Source organism: Sulfitobacter sp. F26204, assembly GCF_026410305.1.
In the GTDB taxonomy this organism is placed as follows: Bacteria; Pseudomonadota; Alphaproteobacteria; order Rhodobacterales; family Rhodobacteraceae; genus Sulfitobacter.
In genome coordinates this window covers 97,365-116,332 of sequence record NZ_JAPMLQ010000001.1, presented here as the reverse complement: position 1 = coordinate 116,332, position 18,968 = coordinate 97,365, and the positions used below count along the sequence as shown (strand labels likewise).

Annotated in this window: 19 protein-coding genes; 7 read left to right on the top strand and 12 right to left on the bottom strand. The window is 57.8% G+C overall.

Features of this window, described 5'->3' with window-relative positions; all coding sequences use genetic code 11:
• Window positions 1–7 precede the first annotated feature (7 nt).
• The gene (gene mutY / locus OS190_RS00545) at window positions 8–1,066 is read right to left on the bottom strand and encodes an A/G-specific adenine glycosylase (protein WP_267156707.1); all 1,059 of its coding nucleotides are present in this window, start codon (window positions 1,064–1,066) and stop codon (window positions 8–10) included.
• Window positions 1,067–1,150: 84 nt separating this feature from the next.
• On the opposite strand from mutY, the gene OS190_RS00540 reads away from it, so the two are divergent.
• From OS190_RS00540 to OS190_RS00530, 3 genes are read left to right on the top strand one after another with little or no spacing between them, the layout of a single operon-like run.
• A complete protein-coding gene (locus OS190_RS00540) occupies window positions 1,151–1,657 on the top strand; it encodes a DUF721 domain-containing protein (RefSeq protein WP_267156706.1) in 507 nt (168 codons plus the stop codon).
• A gap of 23 nt (window positions 1,658–1,680) precedes the next feature.
• Window positions 1,681–2,364, top strand: a complete 684-nt coding sequence (locus OS190_RS00535; RefSeq protein WP_267156705.1) for a DsbA family protein — start codon at window positions 1,681–1,683, stop codon at window positions 2,362–2,364.
• A complete protein-coding gene (locus OS190_RS00530) occupies window positions 2,364–3,479 on the top strand; it encodes a CaiB/BaiF CoA transferase family protein (protein ID WP_267156704.1) in 1,116 nt (371 codons plus the stop codon). Before OS190_RS00535 ends, OS190_RS00530 begins: the two co-directional genes overlap by 1 nt.
• Before the next feature lie 8 nt (window positions 3,480–3,487).
• Here the strand turns inward: OS190_RS00530 and lpxK are convergent, their stop codons facing one another.
• The 6 genes from lpxK to OS190_RS00500 form a co-directional block, all read right to left on the bottom strand.
• Window positions 3,488–4,480, bottom strand: coding sequence for a tetraacyldisaccharide 4'-kinase (gene lpxK, locus OS190_RS00525; RefSeq protein WP_267156703.1), 993 nt, complete (start codon window positions 4,478–4,480; stop codon window positions 3,488–3,490).
• Window positions 4,477–5,709, bottom strand: a complete 1,233-nt coding sequence (locus OS190_RS00520) for a 3-deoxy-D-manno-octulosonic acid transferase (protein WP_267156702.1) — start codon at window positions 5,707–5,709, stop codon at window positions 4,477–4,479. Before OS190_RS00520 ends, lpxK begins: the two co-directional genes overlap by 4 nt.
• Window positions 5,710–5,715: 6 nt before the next feature.
• Window positions 5,716–5,958 carry a DUF4170 domain-containing protein gene (locus tag OS190_RS00515; protein WP_267156701.1) on the bottom strand — a complete coding sequence of 81 codons (243 nt, stop codon included), beginning with the start codon at window positions 5,956–5,958 and terminating at the stop codon, window positions 5,716–5,718.
• Window positions 5,959–6,015: 57 nt separating this feature from the next.
• A complete protein-coding gene (locus OS190_RS00510; protein ID WP_267156700.1) occupies window positions 6,016–6,792 on the bottom strand; it encodes a 3'(2'),5'-bisphosphate nucleotidase CysQ in 777 nt (258 codons plus the stop codon).
• Window positions 6,779–8,125 carry a TldD/PmbA family protein gene (locus OS190_RS00505; protein WP_267156699.1) on the bottom strand — a complete coding sequence of 449 codons (1,347 nt, stop codon included), beginning with the start codon at window positions 8,123–8,125 and terminating at the stop codon, window positions 6,779–6,781. Before OS190_RS00505 ends, OS190_RS00510 begins: the two co-directional genes overlap by 14 nt.
• Window positions 8,126–8,257: 132 nt before the next feature.
• The gene (locus tag OS190_RS00500) at window positions 8,258–9,799 is read right to left on the bottom strand and encodes a hypothetical protein (RefSeq protein ID WP_267156698.1); all 1,542 of its coding nucleotides are present in this window, start codon (window positions 9,797–9,799) and stop codon (window positions 8,258–8,260) included.
• A 155-nt stretch (window positions 9,800–9,954) separates the two neighbouring features.
• On the opposite strand from OS190_RS00500, the gene OS190_RS00495 reads away from it, so the two are divergent.
• Together OS190_RS00495 and OS190_RS00490 are read left to right on the top strand one after the other, a co-directional pair.
• The gene (locus OS190_RS00495) at window positions 9,955–10,704 is read left to right on the top strand and encodes an SDR family oxidoreductase (protein ID WP_267156697.1); all 750 of its coding nucleotides are present in this window, start codon (window positions 9,955–9,957) and stop codon (window positions 10,702–10,704) included.
• A complete protein-coding gene (locus tag OS190_RS00490) occupies window positions 10,701–11,324 on the top strand; it encodes an enoyl-CoA hydratase/isomerase family protein (RefSeq protein WP_267156696.1) in 624 nt (207 codons plus the stop codon). Before OS190_RS00495 ends, OS190_RS00490 begins: the two co-directional genes overlap by 4 nt.
• A 125-nt stretch (window positions 11,325–11,449) precedes the next feature.
• On the opposite strand, the gene OS190_RS00485 is transcribed toward OS190_RS00490, so the two are convergent.
• The gene (locus OS190_RS00485) at window positions 11,450–11,743 is read right to left on the bottom strand and encodes an HNH endonuclease family protein (protein WP_267156695.1); all 294 of its coding nucleotides are present in this window, start codon (window positions 11,741–11,743) and stop codon (window positions 11,450–11,452) included.
• 74 nt (window positions 11,744–11,817) lie between these two features.
• Here OS190_RS00485 and OS190_RS00480 point away from each other — a divergent pair, with 74 nt between their 5' ends.
• Entirely contained in the window at window positions 11,818–13,149 is a 1,332-nt protein-coding gene (locus OS190_RS00480; protein WP_267156694.1) for a mechanosensitive ion channel family protein, read from the top strand.
• The gene (locus OS190_RS00475; RefSeq protein ID WP_267156693.1) at window positions 13,146–14,327 is read left to right on the top strand and encodes a TIGR03862 family flavoprotein; all 1,182 of its coding nucleotides are present in this window, start codon (window positions 13,146–13,148) and stop codon (window positions 14,325–14,327) included. The genes OS190_RS00480 and OS190_RS00475 overlap by 4 nt, the downstream gene beginning before the upstream one ends.
• Here OS190_RS00475 and OS190_RS00470 read toward each other — a convergent pair.
• From OS190_RS00470 to leuS, 4 genes are read right to left on the bottom strand one after another with little or no spacing between them, the layout of a single operon-like run.
• Window positions 14,324–14,917 carry a glutathione S-transferase family protein gene (locus tag OS190_RS00470; RefSeq protein ID WP_267156692.1) on the bottom strand — a complete coding sequence of 198 codons (594 nt, stop codon included), beginning with the start codon at window positions 14,915–14,917 and terminating at the stop codon, window positions 14,324–14,326. The two genes, OS190_RS00475 and OS190_RS00470, sit on opposite strands and share 4 nt — an antisense overlap.
• Before the next feature lie 11 nt (window positions 14,918–14,928).
• Complete coding sequence (gene holA / locus OS190_RS00465) at window positions 14,929–15,933, bottom strand: DNA polymerase III subunit delta (protein ID WP_267156691.1); 1,005 nt, start codon at window positions 15,931–15,933, stop codon at window positions 14,929–14,931.
• Window positions 15,933–16,412: an LPS assembly lipoprotein LptE gene (gene lptE / locus OS190_RS00460; RefSeq protein WP_267156690.1), complete on the bottom strand. Its 480-nt coding sequence runs from the start codon at window positions 16,410–16,412 to the stop codon at window positions 15,933–15,935. The genes holA and lptE overlap by 1 nt, the downstream gene beginning before the upstream one ends.
• A complete protein-coding gene (gene leuS / locus OS190_RS00455) occupies window positions 16,399–18,960 on the bottom strand; it encodes a leucine--tRNA ligase (RefSeq protein ID WP_267156689.1) in 2,562 nt (853 codons plus the stop codon). The genes lptE and leuS overlap by 14 nt, the downstream gene beginning before the upstream one ends.
• Between the last annotated feature and the right edge of the window lie 8 nt (window positions 18,961–18,968).

Sequence of the window (18,968 nt, the reverse complement as noted above, 5' to 3'; positions counted from 1 at the left end):
CATTGGGTCAGATCTGCGACAAATCATACGCTTTGCGCATGACGGTTGGTAAGTCAGAAGGACGGAACTTGTTCCGAGGCACGAAAGAGCCGGCACTATTTTTGGGCACGGTAGCAACCATCACGGTCAGGATCAGGTGAAAATGGGTGAAGGTATGGCGCACTTCTCCGGTCAGCTTTTGCCATTCTGCCGCAACAGGCGGGGTGCCAAGCGGGCGTGGTTCTGCACTCTCGGTCCAGTCTGATCCGGGCCATCCCAACATACCGCCGAGCAACCCTTTGTCCGGCCGTGTTTCCAACAGCCAGGCGCCATCTTCTCGCTGTGCGAGGTACACCGTGCCATGGCGCAGGGGTTTGGGTTTCTTCGGTGTCTTTCTGGGCAATTCGATTTGGGTACCGGTGCAGCGGGCGGCACAGAAGGCGCGCCAGGGGCAAATTTCGCAAGCGGGCGATTTAGGTGAGCAGATCGTCGCGCCCAGATCCATCACCGCCTGCGCATAGTCTCCGGGGCGCAGCGCGGGTGTCAGTGCCTCGGCCTTTGCCATCAGTTCAGATTTGGCCGCCGGCAAGGGCGTATGAATGTCATACAGCCGCGCCATTACGCGTTCAACGTTCCCGTCAAGCACGGTGTGACGCTGATCAAAGGCTATCGCGGATATTGCAGCGGCGGTGTAGGGACCGATCCCCGGCAGCTTCAACAACATGTCATGGTCTGACGGAAAGACACCGTCATGGACATCCACCACCATGCGCGCACATTTCAAAAGGTTCCGCGCCCGGGCATAATATCCAAGCCCCGCCCATTCGCCCATCACCTCGGCATCCTCGGCCGCTGCCAGAGCTGCGACCGTTGGCCAGCGTGTAACAAACCGCTGGAAATAATCACGCACCGTTGCAACGGTCGTTTGTTGCAGCATGATTTCGCTCATCCAGATTCGGTAGGGATCCGGCGTGATTCCTTGTCGCCGGTCATCGGGACCGACGCGCCATGGCATTTTGCGGGCATGCAGATCATACCAGTCCAGTAAAAGAAGCGGCAGTGTCTTTGGGTCTGGCGTATCACGCAATGTTTATGGCCTTTGCTGTCCGGTTTGAATGGTGTTGGGAAGGCAACACGCTATGATGTAGAGCAAGTTAAGGGAAAGAGAACCATGCCGCCACGGCGCACAAGTACAAAAGGGTTCAAACGCACCGACAGTTTGCTGTCGGGTCAGATCAGGCGTGCCTCTGAAACCCGTGGTTTTGCCCAGTCGCGGCTCTTGACCCAATGGACCGAGATCGCAGGCCAGGATATTGCCGCCATCGCCCAGCCAGTTGAGATCGGATATGCGCGCGGTGGGATGGGCGCAACGCTGACATTACTTACCAACGGGGCAAATGCCCCGATGCTTGAGATGCAAAAAGAGCAGCTGCGTGCCAAGGTGAATTCGGTTTACGGCTATAATGCCATTGCCCGCGTGCGTATCACGCAAACTGCCGCCATCGGCTTTGCGGATGGTAAGGTTGCCTTTGGTCATAAAACACCGGTCGTGAAACCTCACGGCGACCCCGCTTTGCGCGAAAAAGCCGCGGAAACCGCCCGCCCGGTCGCGGATAATGGTCTGCGCGATGCCCTTGCACGTCTGGGCGAGAACATATTGAACAAGAACAACCGCTGAATAGCCGACAAAGGAATGACATGATGCAACGTAGAAATCTGATATTGGGCGGCCTTGCCGTCGCTGGTCTTGGGGGTTGGGCGCTGTCCAATTCGATTGGAGCCAAGCCCAATGCGACCGGACTGACCAACCTGGCCGGCGCTGCCCATGCGCAGACAACAGAGGGGAGTATCGACACCTCTGGCATTGTCGACATGGTACAGGGCAATGTCGATTCTGCGGTCACTGTGACCGAATATGCCTCTTTTACCTGCCCGCATTGTGCGTCTTTTCACAATGGCGCTTACAAGCAGCTCAAGGCGGATTTCATCGATACCGGCAAGATCAAGTTCATTTACCGCGAGGTCTATTTTGACCGCCCAGGTCTTTGGGCATCCATGATCGCACGCTGCGGCGGGCAGGACCGCTTCTTTGGGATCGCGGATCTGATTTACAAGGGCCAGTCCGAATGGGCGCGGGCCGGAGAGCCTGCGGCCATCATTGATGAATTGCGCAAGATCGGGCGCCTTGCTGGGCTTGACAAAGAAACCCTCGAAGCTTGTTTGCAGGATGGCGAAAAGGCCCAGAGCCTGGTGGCCTGGTGGCAGGAAAACGGCGAACGCGATGACATCAATTCGACTCCCAGCTTTCTGATCAACGGGACCAAACATTCCAACATGGCCTATCCCGAGATGAAGGCGCTGATCGACGCGGCATTGGAAAGCTGATGTCGCGGGGCCCTTTGCACGGTTTGAAAGTCATTGAAATGGCACGGGTTCTGGCCGGTCCCTGGGCAGGCCAGACCCTTTCTGATCTGGGGTGCGAAGTGATCAAGGTAGAAAGCCCCGCTGGTGACGACACGCGCCAGTGGGGGCCGCCCTTTGTCACGCGGGACGATGATGTTTCGGCCTCTTATTTTCATTCAACCAACCGCGGCAAGGCCAGCGTTACGATTGATTTTCGTACCGAAGAAGGTCAGGCAAAGCTGAAAGACCTGCTGCGTGATGCGGATATTGTGATCGAGAATTTCAAGACCGGTGGTCTGGCGAAATACGGTCTGGATTATGCAAGTTTGCGCGAAGAGTTCCCCAGTCTGATTTATTGTTCGATCACGGGATTTGGTCATACCGGGCCATATGCCCATCGTGCCGGGTACGACTTTATCATTCAGGGCATGTCCGGTTTGATGTCCGTCACCGGAGAGCCGGATCGCCAGCCGCAAAAATCCGGCATGGCGATCACCGATATTTTCACCGGCATCTATGCCACAACGGCGATTTTGGCCGCTGTGCATCAACGCAGTGAAACCGGCAAGGGCCAACATATCGATATGGCGCTGCTGGATTGCGCCGTTGCGATCATGGGTAATCAGGCCATGAACTATCTGACAACCGGTGTGGCACCAACGCGCATGGGCAATGCGCATCCCAACCTCACACCCTACGAGGTGTTTGAAACCTCGGATGGACATATCATCATCGCTACCGGCAATGACGGGCAATTTCAAAGGCTGTGCCAGTTGCTGGATCTGAAGGATATGGCGACTGCGCCGGAATACCTCAAAAACGCCGACCGCGTGGCCAATCGTCCTGAAATGAACCGCCGCATAAGCGCGGCCACAGGCCAACGCACCCGCGAGGATCTGCTTGCGCTTTGCGAGGCGCATAATGTTCCGGCGGGGCCGATCAACAATCTGGATGATGTGATGGCGGACCCGCAAGTGGTGGCGCGTGGCATGCAAATTGAACTGGAAGGCGTGCCTGGCCTGCGCTCTCCGTTTCGGTTTTCGGACGCCGAACTGGCGCTGCACCGGCCTGCACCGAAACTGGGTGAAGACGACTGAGGACCGGTTTAGCGCGGTTTGGGCAGTTCAGCCAAAGCCGTGAAAAGAGCGTTTTCGGTCGGCAGTTTCAATCGCACCGGCAAGGTTATGACCTTGCTGCGGAAATCGCGCGGCAATCTCACCGCGTCCTTTTCTGTTGTGACCAATTGGGCACCGCGGGCCAGGGCATCTGCCTGCAACCGCGCCATCAGGGGGGGCGTCAGCGGCTGGTGATCGTCCAGCGCTTCGGCATGGATTATTCTGGCCCCTAAGCTCCGCAATGTTGCGAAGAATTTTTCGGGGTTTCCTATTCCCGCGAAAGCCAGCACAGGTGTGTCCTTCCAGTCCATTCCGGTGTGCAGGGGTTCGAGGCTGGCTTGAACCTGTGGCAGTCGGGCGGGCAACGGCGTTTGGGCAAAATTCGCCTGTGCCTCGGCTTGGCCGATCGACAACAGCAGATTAGCCCGCGCCAGTCCGACTGCCACAGGTTCACGCAGCGGACCGGCAGGCAGGCACAGGCCGTTGCCAAACCCTTTGGCCGCATCCACAACGACAATGGATAAATCATAGGCCAGCGCGGGGTTTTGAAAACCATCATCCAATACGATCACGGAAGCGCCGGCCGCCTGTGCGGCGGCTGCGCCTGCGGCACGATCACGTGCAACCCAGACTTCAGAGAAGGCCGCCAGCAGCAGTGGTTCATCCCCGACATCCGCCGCCCTGTGTCGCGTTGGATCGACCCGCACAGGACCTTCCAGGGTGCCACCATAGCCACGGGATACGACGTGGGGTGTGTGATAGAGGTCGCGCAGATGTTCGATCACTGCCATGACCGTCGGAGTCTTGCCAGTGCCTCCTGCGTTGATGTTGCCAACACAAACCACGGGGATGTCCAACCGTTGTCGTTGGCCCTTTGCCAGCCGCTGTGCAGTGGCTTTGGCATAGATCGCACCCAAGGGGCGCAGCGCCTTACCGCGCCAATCCGGTTTGGGCAGATCCCAAAAGGCAGGTGGACGTGTCATGTGCGCACCAGTTTTGTATCAAGGGTGTCCTGTACAAAGTCGATCACTTGATCCGTCAACATGGCCCCCTGGCTGATTACATCCCAACCGGCATGGGCCATTGACGCGGCCTGATCGGGTGCGATCAGACGTGAAACAGCGGTGCCCAGGGCGTCGGCGTCATTGACGATACGCGCGGCACCGGCGCTGGCAAGCCGGGAATATGAAGGCATGAAATGACGCAAGCGAGGGCCATAGAGGATCGCAGAACCAAGCGCGGCAGCTTCGAGCGGGTCACAGCCGTTGCCACCGGAAATCAATGTACCACCCAAAAAGGATACAGGTGCCACCCGATAGAACAACCCGCGTTCCCTGGCCTCGCCCGAGATCAACAACTGGGTTGTATCATCAGGAAACTGGCCGTCATCCCACAGGACCGCCGGAAGATTCCTATCCGCGGCCTGAGTAATCAGGTCGGGGATACAGTCAGGATCGTCAGGCTGCACGACCAGCAAGAGCCGATGAAACAGGCGCAACGCATGCTTGTGTGCCGCCAATACGATTGGGATCTCTTCTTGCGTCAGGCCAGCCGCGAACCAAACCGGGCGCCCAGCCAGTGCCGCCGATAGTTCATTCATGTCCTGCTCATTAAAGCCAAGAACCTGTCCCCCCGCCAGAAGCGGGCCGGTCTGGGTGATGATGTCGCCTGGCAGGCCGAACTGGCCAAGTTTTTTGGCGCCAGCGGCATCTTTTGTGAATACCGCCAGGAACTTTAGCAGCATCTGCCGGGTCAAATCCGGCATCCAGCGGTTTCGGCGACCGTCAAAGCCACCGGATCCTGCGTCGATCAACACCAGAGGGCAGCCGCGCTGTGCGGTTTCGATCACGAGGTTGGGCCGCAGGCCGCCCCATACCCATATACAGGCGTCGGGACGCCAATGGTCGAGAAAGGCAGCGACCTCGGTCGGATGTTCCCCAGGGACGGCGATCTGGAGCAGGCCTTGATCTGGCCGGGCAGGTGCGCGTGGTCCTGAGCTCTCTTCTTGGGGATAGGTTATGATGGCATGTAAATTCTGGCGTATGCCGATCAGCCGCAAGGCGAGGTCCTGCACCGCCAACAGATTTTCGGGCTCGCCGGCATGTATCCAGACCAGTTCACCCTTGGGGCGGTCCGCCTCCGGCGCGTCATTCTGCACGACTCCGCGCCGGGTCAGGGCGCGATATGCCGTCATTCCGAGTGATCGCGCCATTTTGGGTCAGCCCAGTTCTTCGGTTGAAGAGGCCGCTGCTTCTTCGTCGCGCAGGCGATGCAGATGCGCAATAAAGTAGCGCATATGGGCATTGTCGACAGTGCGCTGGGCTTCGTTCTTCCACGCATCATATGCCGAGGCATAATTGGGGAAGATGCCAACGACATGGATGTCATCGACATTTTTGAACGTGTTTTCACTGGGCGTCACCAGTTCGCCACCAAAAACAAGATGCAGGCGTTGGGTCATGTCAGAGTCCTTCATGAGAGAGGTTGGGGTCAACCTTGGGTACAAATATGGCGGGCGTCACGCAAGTGCGTCGATCAGGCCCCGGCAGGTGGGGCCGCCGCCTGCTACAACCCCGTTCAGCCGTGGATCGGGGTTGTTGAAGCGCAGCTCCGCGCCGGTGCGGTCCTGCGCTATGCCGCCTGCTTCAGTAATGATCAGCGCGCCGGCGGCGATGTCCCATTCCCAGCTGCGGCGCAGTGTGACCATCGCGTCGAACCGGCCTTCTGCGACCAAGGCGAGGCGGTATGCCAGCGACGGGCGGTGGCTTCGCTTGAAGTTGGGCGCGGCGTTGCTTTTCCAGTGTTCCGCCGCCATCACGGGTTTGGTTGCCAATATCGTCGAACGCGTGAGTGTTGCGGCCTCGGAGGCGTGAATGGGAAAGCCATTGAGGGTCGCACCCTGTCCGAGTGCCGCAGCGTAAAGTTTGTCGCGCAGCGGCAAATAGACCACGGCAGCGGTGATCACGCCGCGTTCGGCGACGGCGATGGAATGCGCCCAAGTGTTGGAGCCCTCGACAAAGCTGCGTGTGCCGTCAATGGGATCGATGATGAACAGGCGCTCGGTGTTTAACCGGTCGGCGGTATCCTCGGTTTCCTCGGACAACCAGCCATAGTCGGGCCGTGCCAGCCGCAGGGTTGTGAGCAACAAGTCGTTTACCGCCAGATCCGCTTCGGTTACAGGGCCGGCATTATCCGCCTTGTCCCAGCGCTGCGCCGTTGGTCCGGTAAAGCTGGTCGCGACACGGCCCGCCATACGGGCCGCATCCACCAGAAGGGGCAGATCATGCGCCGGCAAGGGTCATCCCCGGCACCAGAAGCGAGGGCACAACGCGGCTGAGGTGCCTGCGGGCATCATTGGCAGGCACGATGTTTCGCAACATGTCGCGCAGATTGCCTGCGATCGTGCATTCGTTGATGGTATGGGTGATCTCGCCTTTTTCGATCCAGAACCCGGCCGCCCCTCGTGAATAGTCACCGGTATTGGGGTTGATCGTGCTGCCGATCATCGACGTCACCAGGAGTCCTGTACCCATCTCCTTGATCAGATCATCGCGAGTCTGCATGCCTTCGGTCAGAGACATATTCCAGTTTGTCGGACTGGGTGCGGAAGAGGTGCTGCGCGCGGCATTCCCAGTAGGATCAAGTCCGAGTTTGCGCGCGGTGGCCAGATCAAGGGTCCAGCCTTGCAACACGCCGTTTTCAACGATCATACGTTTTCGTGTGGGCAATCCTTCGGCATCAAAGGGGCGTGAACCGCTGGTTCGGGGACGGTGGGGATCCTCGATCAATGAAAGTGTGTCGGGCAAGACGGCTTCACCCATTGCATCGCGCAAAAAGGATGCGCCGCGAGCAATTGCACTGCCGTTCACGGCAGACAAAAGATGGCCGATCAAGCTGGAGGAAATACGTTCGTCAAACAGCACCGGATATGCCCCGGTCGGCGGCTTCCGGGCGCCCAGACGCTCGACGGCGCGCTGTCCTGCACTTTGTCCGATGTCTTCGGCACTGCGCAGATCACTTTGGAAAATGCGCCCGTCGCCGTCATAGTCGCGTTCCATCCCCGTACCGGTACCAGCGATTGCCACACAGGACAGTCCGCGATCTGTGCGGCGATACCCGCCCTCAAATCCATTGGTCATGGCGGAAAAGACTTCCTGGACACCATAGCCCGCGCTTGCGGATTGTACCTGGGTCACACCCTTGACCGCCAATGCAGCGGCTTCGGCGCGGGCGGCATCATCTTGTAACATGTCGGGGCTGGGTTCACCGGCCGGATCGCACAACTCAAGCGCGTCAATATCCCAGTTCTGCGCAAGCTGCTCAGGCGCGGCAAGACCGGCAAATGGGTCTTCGGGTGCTTCTTGTGCCATGGCGACGGCACGCAGGGCCATCTCTTCGATGGTGCGTTCCGAAATATCAGAGGCCGAAACCGTTGCCGCACGCTGGCCGACATGGACCCGAAGTCCTATGTCGATACCTTCTGACCGTTCGGCTTGCTCCAGCACACCGGCGCGCACGTCGACGGACAGTGATGTGGCCTGAACGGCTTTGGCCTCTGCGGCATCTGCGCCGGCCTTTGTGGCCGCCTGCAAAAGCGATCTGGTCAGCGCATCCAAGGGCTGTGACATTCTGGAAACTCCGTTCGGGATTGGCGCAGAGGTAACGCTCCATCTGTCAAAGGACAAGGGAGGCAGACAAAAAGGGTACGGTAATCACCGCACCCTTCATTGAAATATCATGGTTCCCTGCAGGTCCCGGATTCAGCGGAGGCGCTGGCCGTTGGCGAGGATTTGACCGTCGGATGTGAATTCGATTTTCGATTTCAATGTGTCCGGAGCGCTGCCGGGCACGGCAAAGAGTCCCATCATCATTCGGGCACCCATCGCCTGATCGGCTGGCAACAGGCCCATGGCGACCAGTTTATCCAAAAGCCCGTTACCCCCGGCGAGTGCAAGATTGATGTCACCAACAGGACTGCCCAGACCACCCATTCCAGGAATTACTGACGCGCCTTTTCCATCAAAGGTGATGCCGCCATTACCTTCCAGCTTGGCTCCTGCGGCATCGACCACAAGATTTTCCAGGTTCACTGCTTTCAATTCGCCAGGGGAACCTGTCATCTCTTCGACAGCTTTTGGGTTCATCCAGTCGATCAGCAGCTTGGCCTTGCCTGTCAAATCCAGCATTATCGTGGCCGGATCGCGGGGAAGTTGGCCCGAAGGATCAAACATGCCCCAGATGAAATCGGACATGGTGAAATCAGTCATCTTGATGCCAAGCGCGAAATCCTGCACCTCGTCTGATTTGCTGACTGGCATGGCAAGGTTGAAGCCACTTTGCGCCATCTGGATTTCAAAGGGTAAAGGCATCGCTTCGGCTGCGACGCTTAGGTTCAAGTCACGTTGTGCGACGTCATAGGCCAGGCCGGCTGCGCCCATTTTGACCTTGATCTCGCCGCCTTGCGAGGTCGAATTCATCACATAGTTGCCGTTCTGGGGGTCCTTGATGTCAAAGGCGGCGCTCCCCGCTGCATAGCTGATGGCACCCGCCATATCGAATCCGGCCGCCAACATCGTTGCGACATCGGTACCGGGAGCGATTGCAAGCGGGACCGCGCCCTGACCTGTCATGCTGATTCCGTTCACTTTGCCCTTGATGACACCCTCGCCTTCATCGCCCTCGATGGATTTGACGAAGATGTCATAATCGAGATTTGCGATGTTGGCAGATTGATCGTAGGTGCGCAGATCGCCAATTTTCATGGTCACGCTGCTGTTGATGTCAGAGCCATTTACGGTCATCCGAATGTTCTGCTCGCCCAAATTCTGACCATTGGCCATCATCTGTAACAGGTTCAGTGCAAAACTCTGAGCTGTATAAAGATAAGTGATCGCATCGGAATCGCCGCTGGCCGTGATGGCCTGGCCCTTCTGCGCGAAAGTCATCTCCATGGTGAAGTCGCTTTCGGGCAGGGCGCTATTCTTGCCTTTCATTGAAATCGGCATGGTGTCGGGCATGACGATGGCGACGGTGCCGTCACGATTCTGGTTAAATGAAATCGTGCCCAGAGCCATGGTAACGTCACCCTCCTGTTCGGGCAGGGCAAAGCGCACCGAAAAATCGTTTACTGACAGGTCATCGCCATTCCTGCTCTCGGTGGCCATCACTTCATAGCCCATCCCTTCAAGATAGCTGCGCCAGTCGCCCCATACTTCGGAGGGGCTCAGGTCCGCCCATGCGGCCTGTGAGGCAAGAGAGATCGGCAAGGCAAGGCCGAGAACAATTGGGGTAAAACGCGACATAATAAATTCCTTGTTGGCAATAGTCTTTACCGTCTGACATCAGCCGGATTAGGTCAAGGCAGATGGTGGGGGTGGACCATATCTCGGCGGAAGATTACCACAGGGTCAAACGATTATGCAAAACCACAAACCCCTTACCCAAAAGAGGCCACGCCATGGACATGAAGAACAAAACGGTAATGATCACAGGTGCCAGCCGAGGGATCGGTGCCGAAGCTGCTCGTGTATTCGCCGCTGCCGGCGCGAATGTCGCGCTGTTGGCGCGGTCCACGGATGCGCTGGGGGATCTTGTGGGTGAGATGGGCAAGACCGCAATCGCCATCCCCTGCAATGTGGCACGATATGGCGAGGTGTCGTCGGCGGTGGAAACCACGGTGCGCGCGTTTGGCGGTCTGGACGTATTGATCAATAACGCCGGTGTGATCGAACCGATTTCACATTTGACGCAGGCGGATCCCGATGGCTGGGGTCAGGTTATAGACATCAATCTCAAGGGGGTCTTTAACGGGATCCATGCGGCCTTGCCTGCCCTGAAAGCGCAGGGTGGTGGATCGGTGCTGACCATTTCTTCGGGTGCGGCACATGGCCCGGTCGAAGCCTGGAGCGCCTATTGCGCGTCCAAAGCTGCAGTAAACATGCTCAACCGCTGTCTGCATCTTGAAGAGGCGGAAAATGGTATTCGCGCCATCGGATTGTCGCCCGGCACAGTGGCCACGCAAATGCAACGCGAGATCAAGGCGTCCGGCATCAACCGCGTCAGCAAGCTGGCTTGGGAAGACCATATTCCGGCGGACTGGCCTGCAAAATGTCTTTTGTGGATGTGCGGGGCCGAAGCGGACAGGTTCATGGGCGAAGAAATCTCGTTGCGCGATGAAGAAATTTTGCGGGCTGTCGGACTGCAATGATTGAACTTTCCAACGAAGGCGACATCTGGACGGTCACGATCAACCGGCCAGAGAAGGCGAATTCGCTGACCCACGCGATGCTGGTCGAGCTGGCCGAGATTATGGAAAGCGCCGGGAATGCCCGTGCCTTGATCCTGACGGGCAAAGGCCGCGTGTTCAGCGCCGGTGCCGATCTGGATGAAGCCCGCGCTGGCCTTGCCGTTTCGGAGATCTGGGAGCGTCTGTCGGGGGCCATCGCCGCGCTGCCGGGCCTGACGATCGCGGCACTGAACGGGACATTGGCGGGGGGCGCGATGGGCATGGTGCTGGCGTGTGATCTGCGCATCGCCGTTCCCACAGCCAGGTTTTTCTATCCGGTGATGAAGCTGGGGTTCCTGCCGCAACCTTCTGATCCGGCGCGGATGGCCACTTTGATCGGTCCGTCGCGCACCAAGCTGATCCTGATGGGCGGCCAAAAGATCGAAGCCGACGAAGCGCTGGCCTTTGGCTTGATCGACCGGATCGTGCAGGGCGATGCGCTGATGAATCACGCGCAGACGCTTGCGGCGGATACCGTTGCCGCCACGCCGGAGATTGCCCGAGCCATCAAGGCGATGTGCGCACCGCAGCGCCAGTCTTAGATCAGCGGCACAAACGGTACGTCGCAGGCCGCAAGGATCAGCAGGGCGAAAAGTGTCAGGATAATACGCATCGGTTTGCCTCATTGTTTTTGCGGACACTCTGTGGTGCGGGTGTCCAAGTCAAGTCACCGCTTTCGCTTGCCGCCCGGCACTTTTGAACGAAATTCGGGCGGGCGTTTTGCCACCCAAGCGGCAAATCTTGTCAATCGCGGATGCGCAAGCAGCGCTTCGGGCGTGTTGCACTCCCTCGCAAGTTCGCTTTCGGTTGATGTCGCGTGGATCTGGCGGTGGCAAATGTGGTGCATCAACACCACTGGCCCGCCCTTGCCGCCTTTTAGCTTGGGGATCAGGTGATGCTGGCTTTGCGGCACGCCTGCCGGAATAGGGCGGCCACACAGTGGGCAGATCGGGTCATTCATCCGTAAAAAACTTGAACCTTTGCAGGCAGACAGGCAAGAGATGCAGCAAGGCAACCGAAAAACAAGGCGCATATATGGAGTTTGATCTCTCCTCCCAGCCCGAAATCGTCCAGCAGGCCTATGGTTATGGCGTGCAAGGATGGGATTTGGCGATGACATGGCTGCTGAGCCCTGCCGCCTGGTCGCAGTTTGGATTGCTGGTGCTGGCGTGGTTGCTGGCCGGTCTGATCGCCCGCAAATTGCGGCCCGCTTTGGCCACGTTGATTGATCCCGGTGCAACCAGGAACATCTTTTCCGCGCCGCGCCGTTTTGTGCTGCCGTTTCTGGCGCTGATCTCGCCTTTGCTGGCCTATGCGCTGACGGGGATTGGCGAAAGCATCGTACGCTCGATGTTTGATTCCGGTGCTGTCATTGCCTTTGGCAAGCGCCTGTTCCTGTTCATTGCCGCCCGTATTCTGGTGCGTGATATTATCACTGACCCGTTCCTCAAGCTGCTGGGGCGTTACATTCTGCTGCCGATTGCTGCGCTTTATACCTTCGGCCTGCTGGACGTGGTAAGCGCAGCGCTGAGCGAGACAATTGTCGGTGTCGGCAACATCCGGTTTTCGCTGATCACCTTGGTGCGCGGAATCATTGCCGGATCACTGCTGTTCTGGCTGGGCCAGTGGTCCAACACCCAGACCAGCGCGTTTATTTCCCAGAACGAGGAAATGCGACCCTCGATCCGCCAGCTTTTGATCAAGACGGCCGAGTTTTCCATTTTTGCCATCGCATTCCTGCTGTTGATGAACATCATTGGCGTGAACCTCAGCACTTTGGCGGTGCTCGGGGGTGCGATTGGTGTCGGCCTTGGATTTGGTCTGCAAAAGATTGCCTCGAACTTTATTTCGGGTGTGATCCTGTTGGTTGAAGGTCAGGCAACCGTGGGTGATTACGTCGAACTGGACGGCGGCGAAAAAGGCAAGATCGTCAAGATGATGGCACGGGCTGCAATCCTTGAGACCTTTGACGGCCGCTGGGTTGTGGTGCCGAACGAAGATTTCATCACGACCCGTGTGATCAATTATTCTGACAGCGGTTCGGCCAATCGTTTCGAGGCTCCGTTTTCCGTCAGTTATGACACCGACATCAACAAGGTTCCGGCCTTGATCGAAGCGGCAGTCTCTACCCATCCCGAAGTATTGGACCTGCCCTATCCACCTGATTGCGAATTGCGCGGATTTGGGGAAAGCGGCATAGATTTTGCGGTGGAGTTCTGGGTCAATGGTCTGGATGACGGGGATAAAAAATACACTTCAGACGTTCTGTTTCTGATCTGGAATGCCCTTAAGGATGCGGAAATAGAAATCCCCTATCCACAACGTGTGATCGAAATTAAGGGCGGATTGCCGAAGGTTGACGGATGACCCGTGCGGTAGTGGTTGGCGCGGGTCCCGCTGGCCTGATGGCCGCGGAAGTGATGGCGCAAGCCGGTTTGCAGGTCACCCTTTGCGAGGGCAAACCTTCGGTAGGGCGCAAGTTCCTGATGGCAGGAAAATCCGGTTTGAACCTGACCAAGGACGAACCGGAGGTGCCCTTTCTTGAGGCTTTTTCGCAGGCGCGCAGCCGGTTGACGCCGATGATCAGGGCATTTGACAGCAAGGCTGTGCAGGACTGGGCCCGCGGCATGGAGCAGGAGATTTTTACCGGGACCACCAGCCGCGTGTTTCCCACAGCCATGAAGGCCTCGCCCTTGTTGCGTGCATGGCTTGGCCGGTTGGTCGGGTTGGGTGTTGAATTGCGCACAGGCTGGCTTTGGCAGGGGTGGCAGGATGGCAGTCTCGCCTTTCAAACGTCCGAAGGCATGCAGACCCTTGCGACAGATGCAACCGTGCTGGCACTGGGCGGTTCCAGTTGGTCACGGTTGGGGTCTACCGGCAAATGGGCCGAAATCCTGGCGGCAAAAGGTGTAGCTATCGCGCCCTTTGAGCCTGCAAATGCGGGCATAGAAATCGCATGGTCGGATCATATGGCGAAACACTATGGCAGCCCTATCAAGGGTGTCGCCTGGCAGGCCGGGCCCTATGGCTCTCGTGGGGAGGCGACCCTATCTGCGACAGGGCTAGAAGGGGGCGGGATCTATGCCGTGTCGCGGGGCGTACGCGAGGGGCATGTCCTGACGGTTGATCTATTGCCTGATTTGACGGTCCCAGAGATCACCAAAAGGTTGCAAGCCCCCCGAGGCAAGGCAAGCCTGTCCAACCATTTACGAAAAACGCTTCGGCTGACTCCGGCGCAAATTGCCCTGGCGCAGGAAATGGCGCGGCCCTTGCCGGACAAACTGCGTGCAACGGCGTGGTTGCTCAAGGCATTGCCGGTGACAAACAGTGGATTGCGCCCCCTGGACGAGGCGATTTCAACAGCGGGCGGCATTCCCTTTGCGGCAATGAACGAAGGGTTGATGCTGCACGATCTGCCGGGTGTTTTCGCGGCCGGGGAGATGTTGGACTGGGAAGCGCCGACAGGGGGCTATCTTATCTCGGCCTGCCTTGCGACAGGACGTTGGGCAGGCCAACATGCCGCCGAATGGGCCCTTAAGGCTTAAGCCGCGACTTTTGCTTGCGCGGCCTTGAACGCATCGCGGTCCCGCATCGTTGCGGCCCACTGACCCAACTTGTCATTGATGCGTGGGAATCCTGCGCCAATAGACCAATTGATACAATGCACCGCCAGAATATCAGCGTGGGTCATCTGATCACCCATCAGGAACGGCCCGTCGAGCCGCTCTGCCAACAGGTCGGCGGCGTGGATGAATTCCGCTTTCAAGCTGTCCTTGATCACGGGCACCCGCTTGTCCTTGGGAAAGACAAAGCTGTGTTTGGCAGCGGCCCAGAGAATCGCGTCAAATTCGTCGATCAGCCAGAATGTCATTGCATCCTGACGCGCACGTGCAGGGGTGCCAGCGGGGGCGGTAAGTTTGCCGTGCTTGTCCCCCAGATAGGTCATGATGGCAACAGAATCAGTTAACACCTCATCGCCGTCAAGCAGGGCAGGAATTTTGCCGGACGGGTTATATTGCCTGGCCTCGTCAGAACGCGGGCCTGCGTCAATCTGGGTATAATCTTCGCCAATTTCCCCAAGCATCCACATGACGCGGAAGGCACGGGATTTGGTAGCACCAACAACTGTATACATCGGTTTTCCTCTTAACGGTTTTTCTTTGCGCCCAGCATGGCGAGGCGGATAAAGGCGCGTTCGACCAGCGCAATCGCGGGTGCGTTTTGTCCTGCAGATCGCAAGGTCAGGTCGGTGTCGGTTAGAACAGACAGCGCGGTTTCCAGATTGACCGCGCCCCAGTTCTTGGCCTGCCGCATCACGCGGTCGCGGTCGCGCACACCGTAAATCGGTGCACCGGGGTTGGCCGCAATCCGGTAAAGCGTGCGAAAATGTCGGGTGGCCATGATGGTTAAGGTAACCGGAGCGACACCCTGCGCCTGGAGCTTGCTCATCACGGGTCCGATGTCGCTGGCACGTGCTTCGGCTACGACATGCAGTATATCATCCACGTCTGCTTCGGTCGACGAGGGGGCGCAAGCGGCGATGTCTTCCGCGCTCAATGGTGAGGTGTCGTTCAGCTTAAAAAGTGCGATTTTCTCAAGGGTTTGACGGAAATCGCCGGGGTCTATGGTCCGGGCCAGATCATTCAGCGCGGACATGGCATTGGCATCCGGAGACAGATTTGCCTCGGCTAGCATCTGCTCGATCTCGGCCCGGTTCGGGGGATTGTCGTAGATCGCAACAGCATAGGCATTCGGATGCGTTTCGAATGCCTTGCGTACTTTGGATGTTTTCTTGAGATCACCCCCCGTCACGACGACCTGCGCATCACCCGGTTGCCAGTCTTTGAGCGTATCGAGAATGATTTGGGCCACATTGTCGTTTGCATCTTCGACGAAAGCTGCACGCGGACCGGGGAAAAAGCCGATGGCCTTGATTGCATCCATCAACAACGCGGGTTGTTTGCGCAATTCAGCAGCGGGAATGCGGGTCAGACGCATTTCTTCTTCGGCTTGGTCACCCAGCAACGCTTTGAGGAATTCCTGCCGTTTCAAGGCGACGCGCATTGCGTCACTGCCAAAGATCAGCAAACCGGTCTTGCCGGGATCCGGTTTGGCGAAATAGCTGTTTGCTTCGCGGGGCGAGAGTTTCATCAGGTCAGATCAGCAGCATATAGACGGGTCACGATCTGATCCGCGATGATATTCATCAAACGTTTCTGGGCATCCTGTTCACCAGCCAATGTCTGAACCGTCGTACCTGTAGCGGAGTATCCGACAAAATTCTCGACCTTGCCAGAGGTGACAATCCTGCCATTGCTCAGTTCGCGCAGGGAGTAGGTGACGGCGGCAATCCGGTTGAAGCGGCCGGTGTCGCCCTCGCGGTCAATGGCAAGCTGGGCTTCTGATGTGGTGATAACCATCGAAAGACCGTAGGTCGGCGAGGGGCTGCGTCCAAGGCGTGATTCAAGTTCACGTACGAGGATGTAACTGTCCTGGGAACCGGGCGGGTCCACCAGAACCGCATTTTGCAGACGCCGTCCGCTACCGTCCTCCCCGTAAACCGCTGAAAACCCGCAAGCGGCAAGCGCCAGCGGGGCAAGAAGTATAAATCGGCGGTCAAGCGACAACATTGACAATCCGTCCGGGCACGACAATCACCTTTTTGGGTGTCGCACCATCTAGGGTTCGGATCACAGCTTCATGGGCGAGGGCGATTTTTTCAACCTCTTCTTTTGACAGGTCTGCTGGTACATTGATTTCCGCACGGCGTTTGCCGTTGATCTGGATCGGCATGGTGATCGTGTCATCGACCAACATCTTTTCCTCAGCTTGCGGCCAGGGCGCGTTCACGATCAGGCCTTCACCGTCTTGATGGGACCAGATGTCTTCGGCCAGATGTGGCGTCATTGGGGCCATGAGTTGCGCAAGGGTCATGATGGCCGCGCGCTGGGTGCTATGGCCGGCCTTGGATTTCTGCAGGGTCGCGGTAAAGGCGTAAAGTTTCGCGATGGCGGCATTGAAGCCGAATGATTCCACGCCCATGGTCACGTCATGGATGGTCTTGTGCATGGCGCGAAGCAGGTCTTCGTCACCTTCACCCTGCGCCGTTTTGTTCATTTCCCCGATGCGGTTACAGATGTTCCAGACACGGTTCAGGTGTTTGAATGCAGCTTCTGCACCTGATGCGGTCCATTCCACGTCCCGTTCGGGGGGCGAATCGGACAGGACAAACCAGCGCGCGGTGTCCGCGCCGTAGTTGGAAATGATGTTTAACGGGTCGACAACGTTGTTCTTGGATTTCGACATTTTTGCAGAAGGGATGATCTCCACCTCTTGGTCGCTCTCCTTGAGGAAAGCCTTGCCGTCCCGCAATTCCACTTCTTCGGGGTAGTGATAGGTTGGACGGCCATCCTGTTTCGGCGTTTGATAGATGGCGTGCGTCACCATGCCTTGGGTAAACAGCGCGTCGAAGGGTTCGATGGCACTTTCCGGCAAATGCCCCGTCATCTGCATCGCGCGGGCGAAGAAACGGGCATAGAGCAGGTGCAGGATCGCATGTTCGACGCCGCCGATGTATTGGTCGACGTTCATCCAGTATGCGGCGTCTTCCATATAGGTCGGGGTGTCGGCATGTGGTGCTGTGAAACGGGCGAAATACCATGACGAATCGACAAAGGTATCCATCGTGTCGGTTTCGCGTTTGGCTGGCTTGCCGCAGGACGGGCAGGGGCAGTCGCGCCATGTGGGGTGACGGTCAAGCGGGTTGCCGGGGGTTGAGAAATCAACGTCATAGGGCAACTCTATCGGCAGGTTCTCTTTCTTTTCCGGCACCACACCGCAGCCATCGCAATGCACGACGGGAATCGGGCAGCCCCAATAGCGTTGGCGTGAAAGACCCCAGTCGCGCAGGCGGAATTTGGTGACGCCCTGGCCAACGCCGTTTTCCTCACAGAACGCGATTGCGGCGTCGATGGCTTCATTGCCGGTCTGCCATTGCTCGCCTGCAAAACCACGGTTGTAGAAAACCTTGTCAGTTTTTGGCGGGACAAATGCCGCATCAAGCTCATCCGAGCTTTCTTCGCTTGGCAAATAGGTCGAGATGATTGGCAATTCGTATTTGGTGGCGAATTCAAAATCGCGTTCATCATGGGCTGGGCATCCGAAAATCGCGCCGGTACCATAGTCCATCAGGATGAAGTTTGCGATATAGACCGGCAACTCATGCGCGGTATCAAACGGATGGCGCACTGTGATTCCCGTGTCGAACCCCAGCTTTTCAGCCGTTTCGATGGCCTCTTCGGTGGTACCACCCTTGCGGCATTCGGCGCAGAAAGCGGCCAGATCCGGATTGTCCTTTTCCAGCAGCTTGGCCAGCGGATGGTCCGGCGAGATGCCGACAAAAGATGCCCCCAACAGAGTGTCGGGCCGTGTGGTATAAACCTCTATCCGGTCATGGCCGTCGGGGGCACCAACCGTTGAAAAGGCAAATTGAAGCCCGCGAGATTTTCCGATCCAGTTGGCCTGCATCAGCTTGACCTTGGCCGGCCAGTTGTCGAGGGAATCAAGTGCCTCAAGCAGTTCGTCCGAATGTTCGGAAATCTTGAAGAACCACTGCGTCAGCTCGCGCCGTTCCACCAGGGCCCCTGACCGCCAGCCGCGCCCGGCCTCTACCTGTTCATTGGCGAGCACGGTCATATCAACCGGATCCCAGTTGACGATGGCATTCTTGCGATAGACCAGACCCGCCTGAAGGAAGTCGAGGAACAATGCCTGTTGCTGGCCGTAATATTCAGGATCACAGGTGGCAAATTCACGTGACCAGTCAATCGACAGGCCCAGCGGCTTCATCTGCGAACGCATGTCGTCGATGTTGCCATAGGTCCAGTCTTTGGGATGGCCGCCAATCGCCATGGCCGCGTTTTCGGCAGGCATCCCGAAGGCGTCCCAGCCCATCGGATGCAATACGTTATGCCCCGTGGAAATCTTGTACCGGGCAATCACGTCGCCCATCGTATAGTTGCGCACATGGCCCATGTGGATGCGTCCCGATGGATAAGGGAACATCTCAAGCACATAATACTTGGGCTTGCTGGCATCACGCATCGCTTTGAAGGTTTCGTTCTTTTCCCAGGCTTTCTGCCAACGGGCTTCAATCTCGGCAGGGGTGTATTGGGACATGGGAGTCA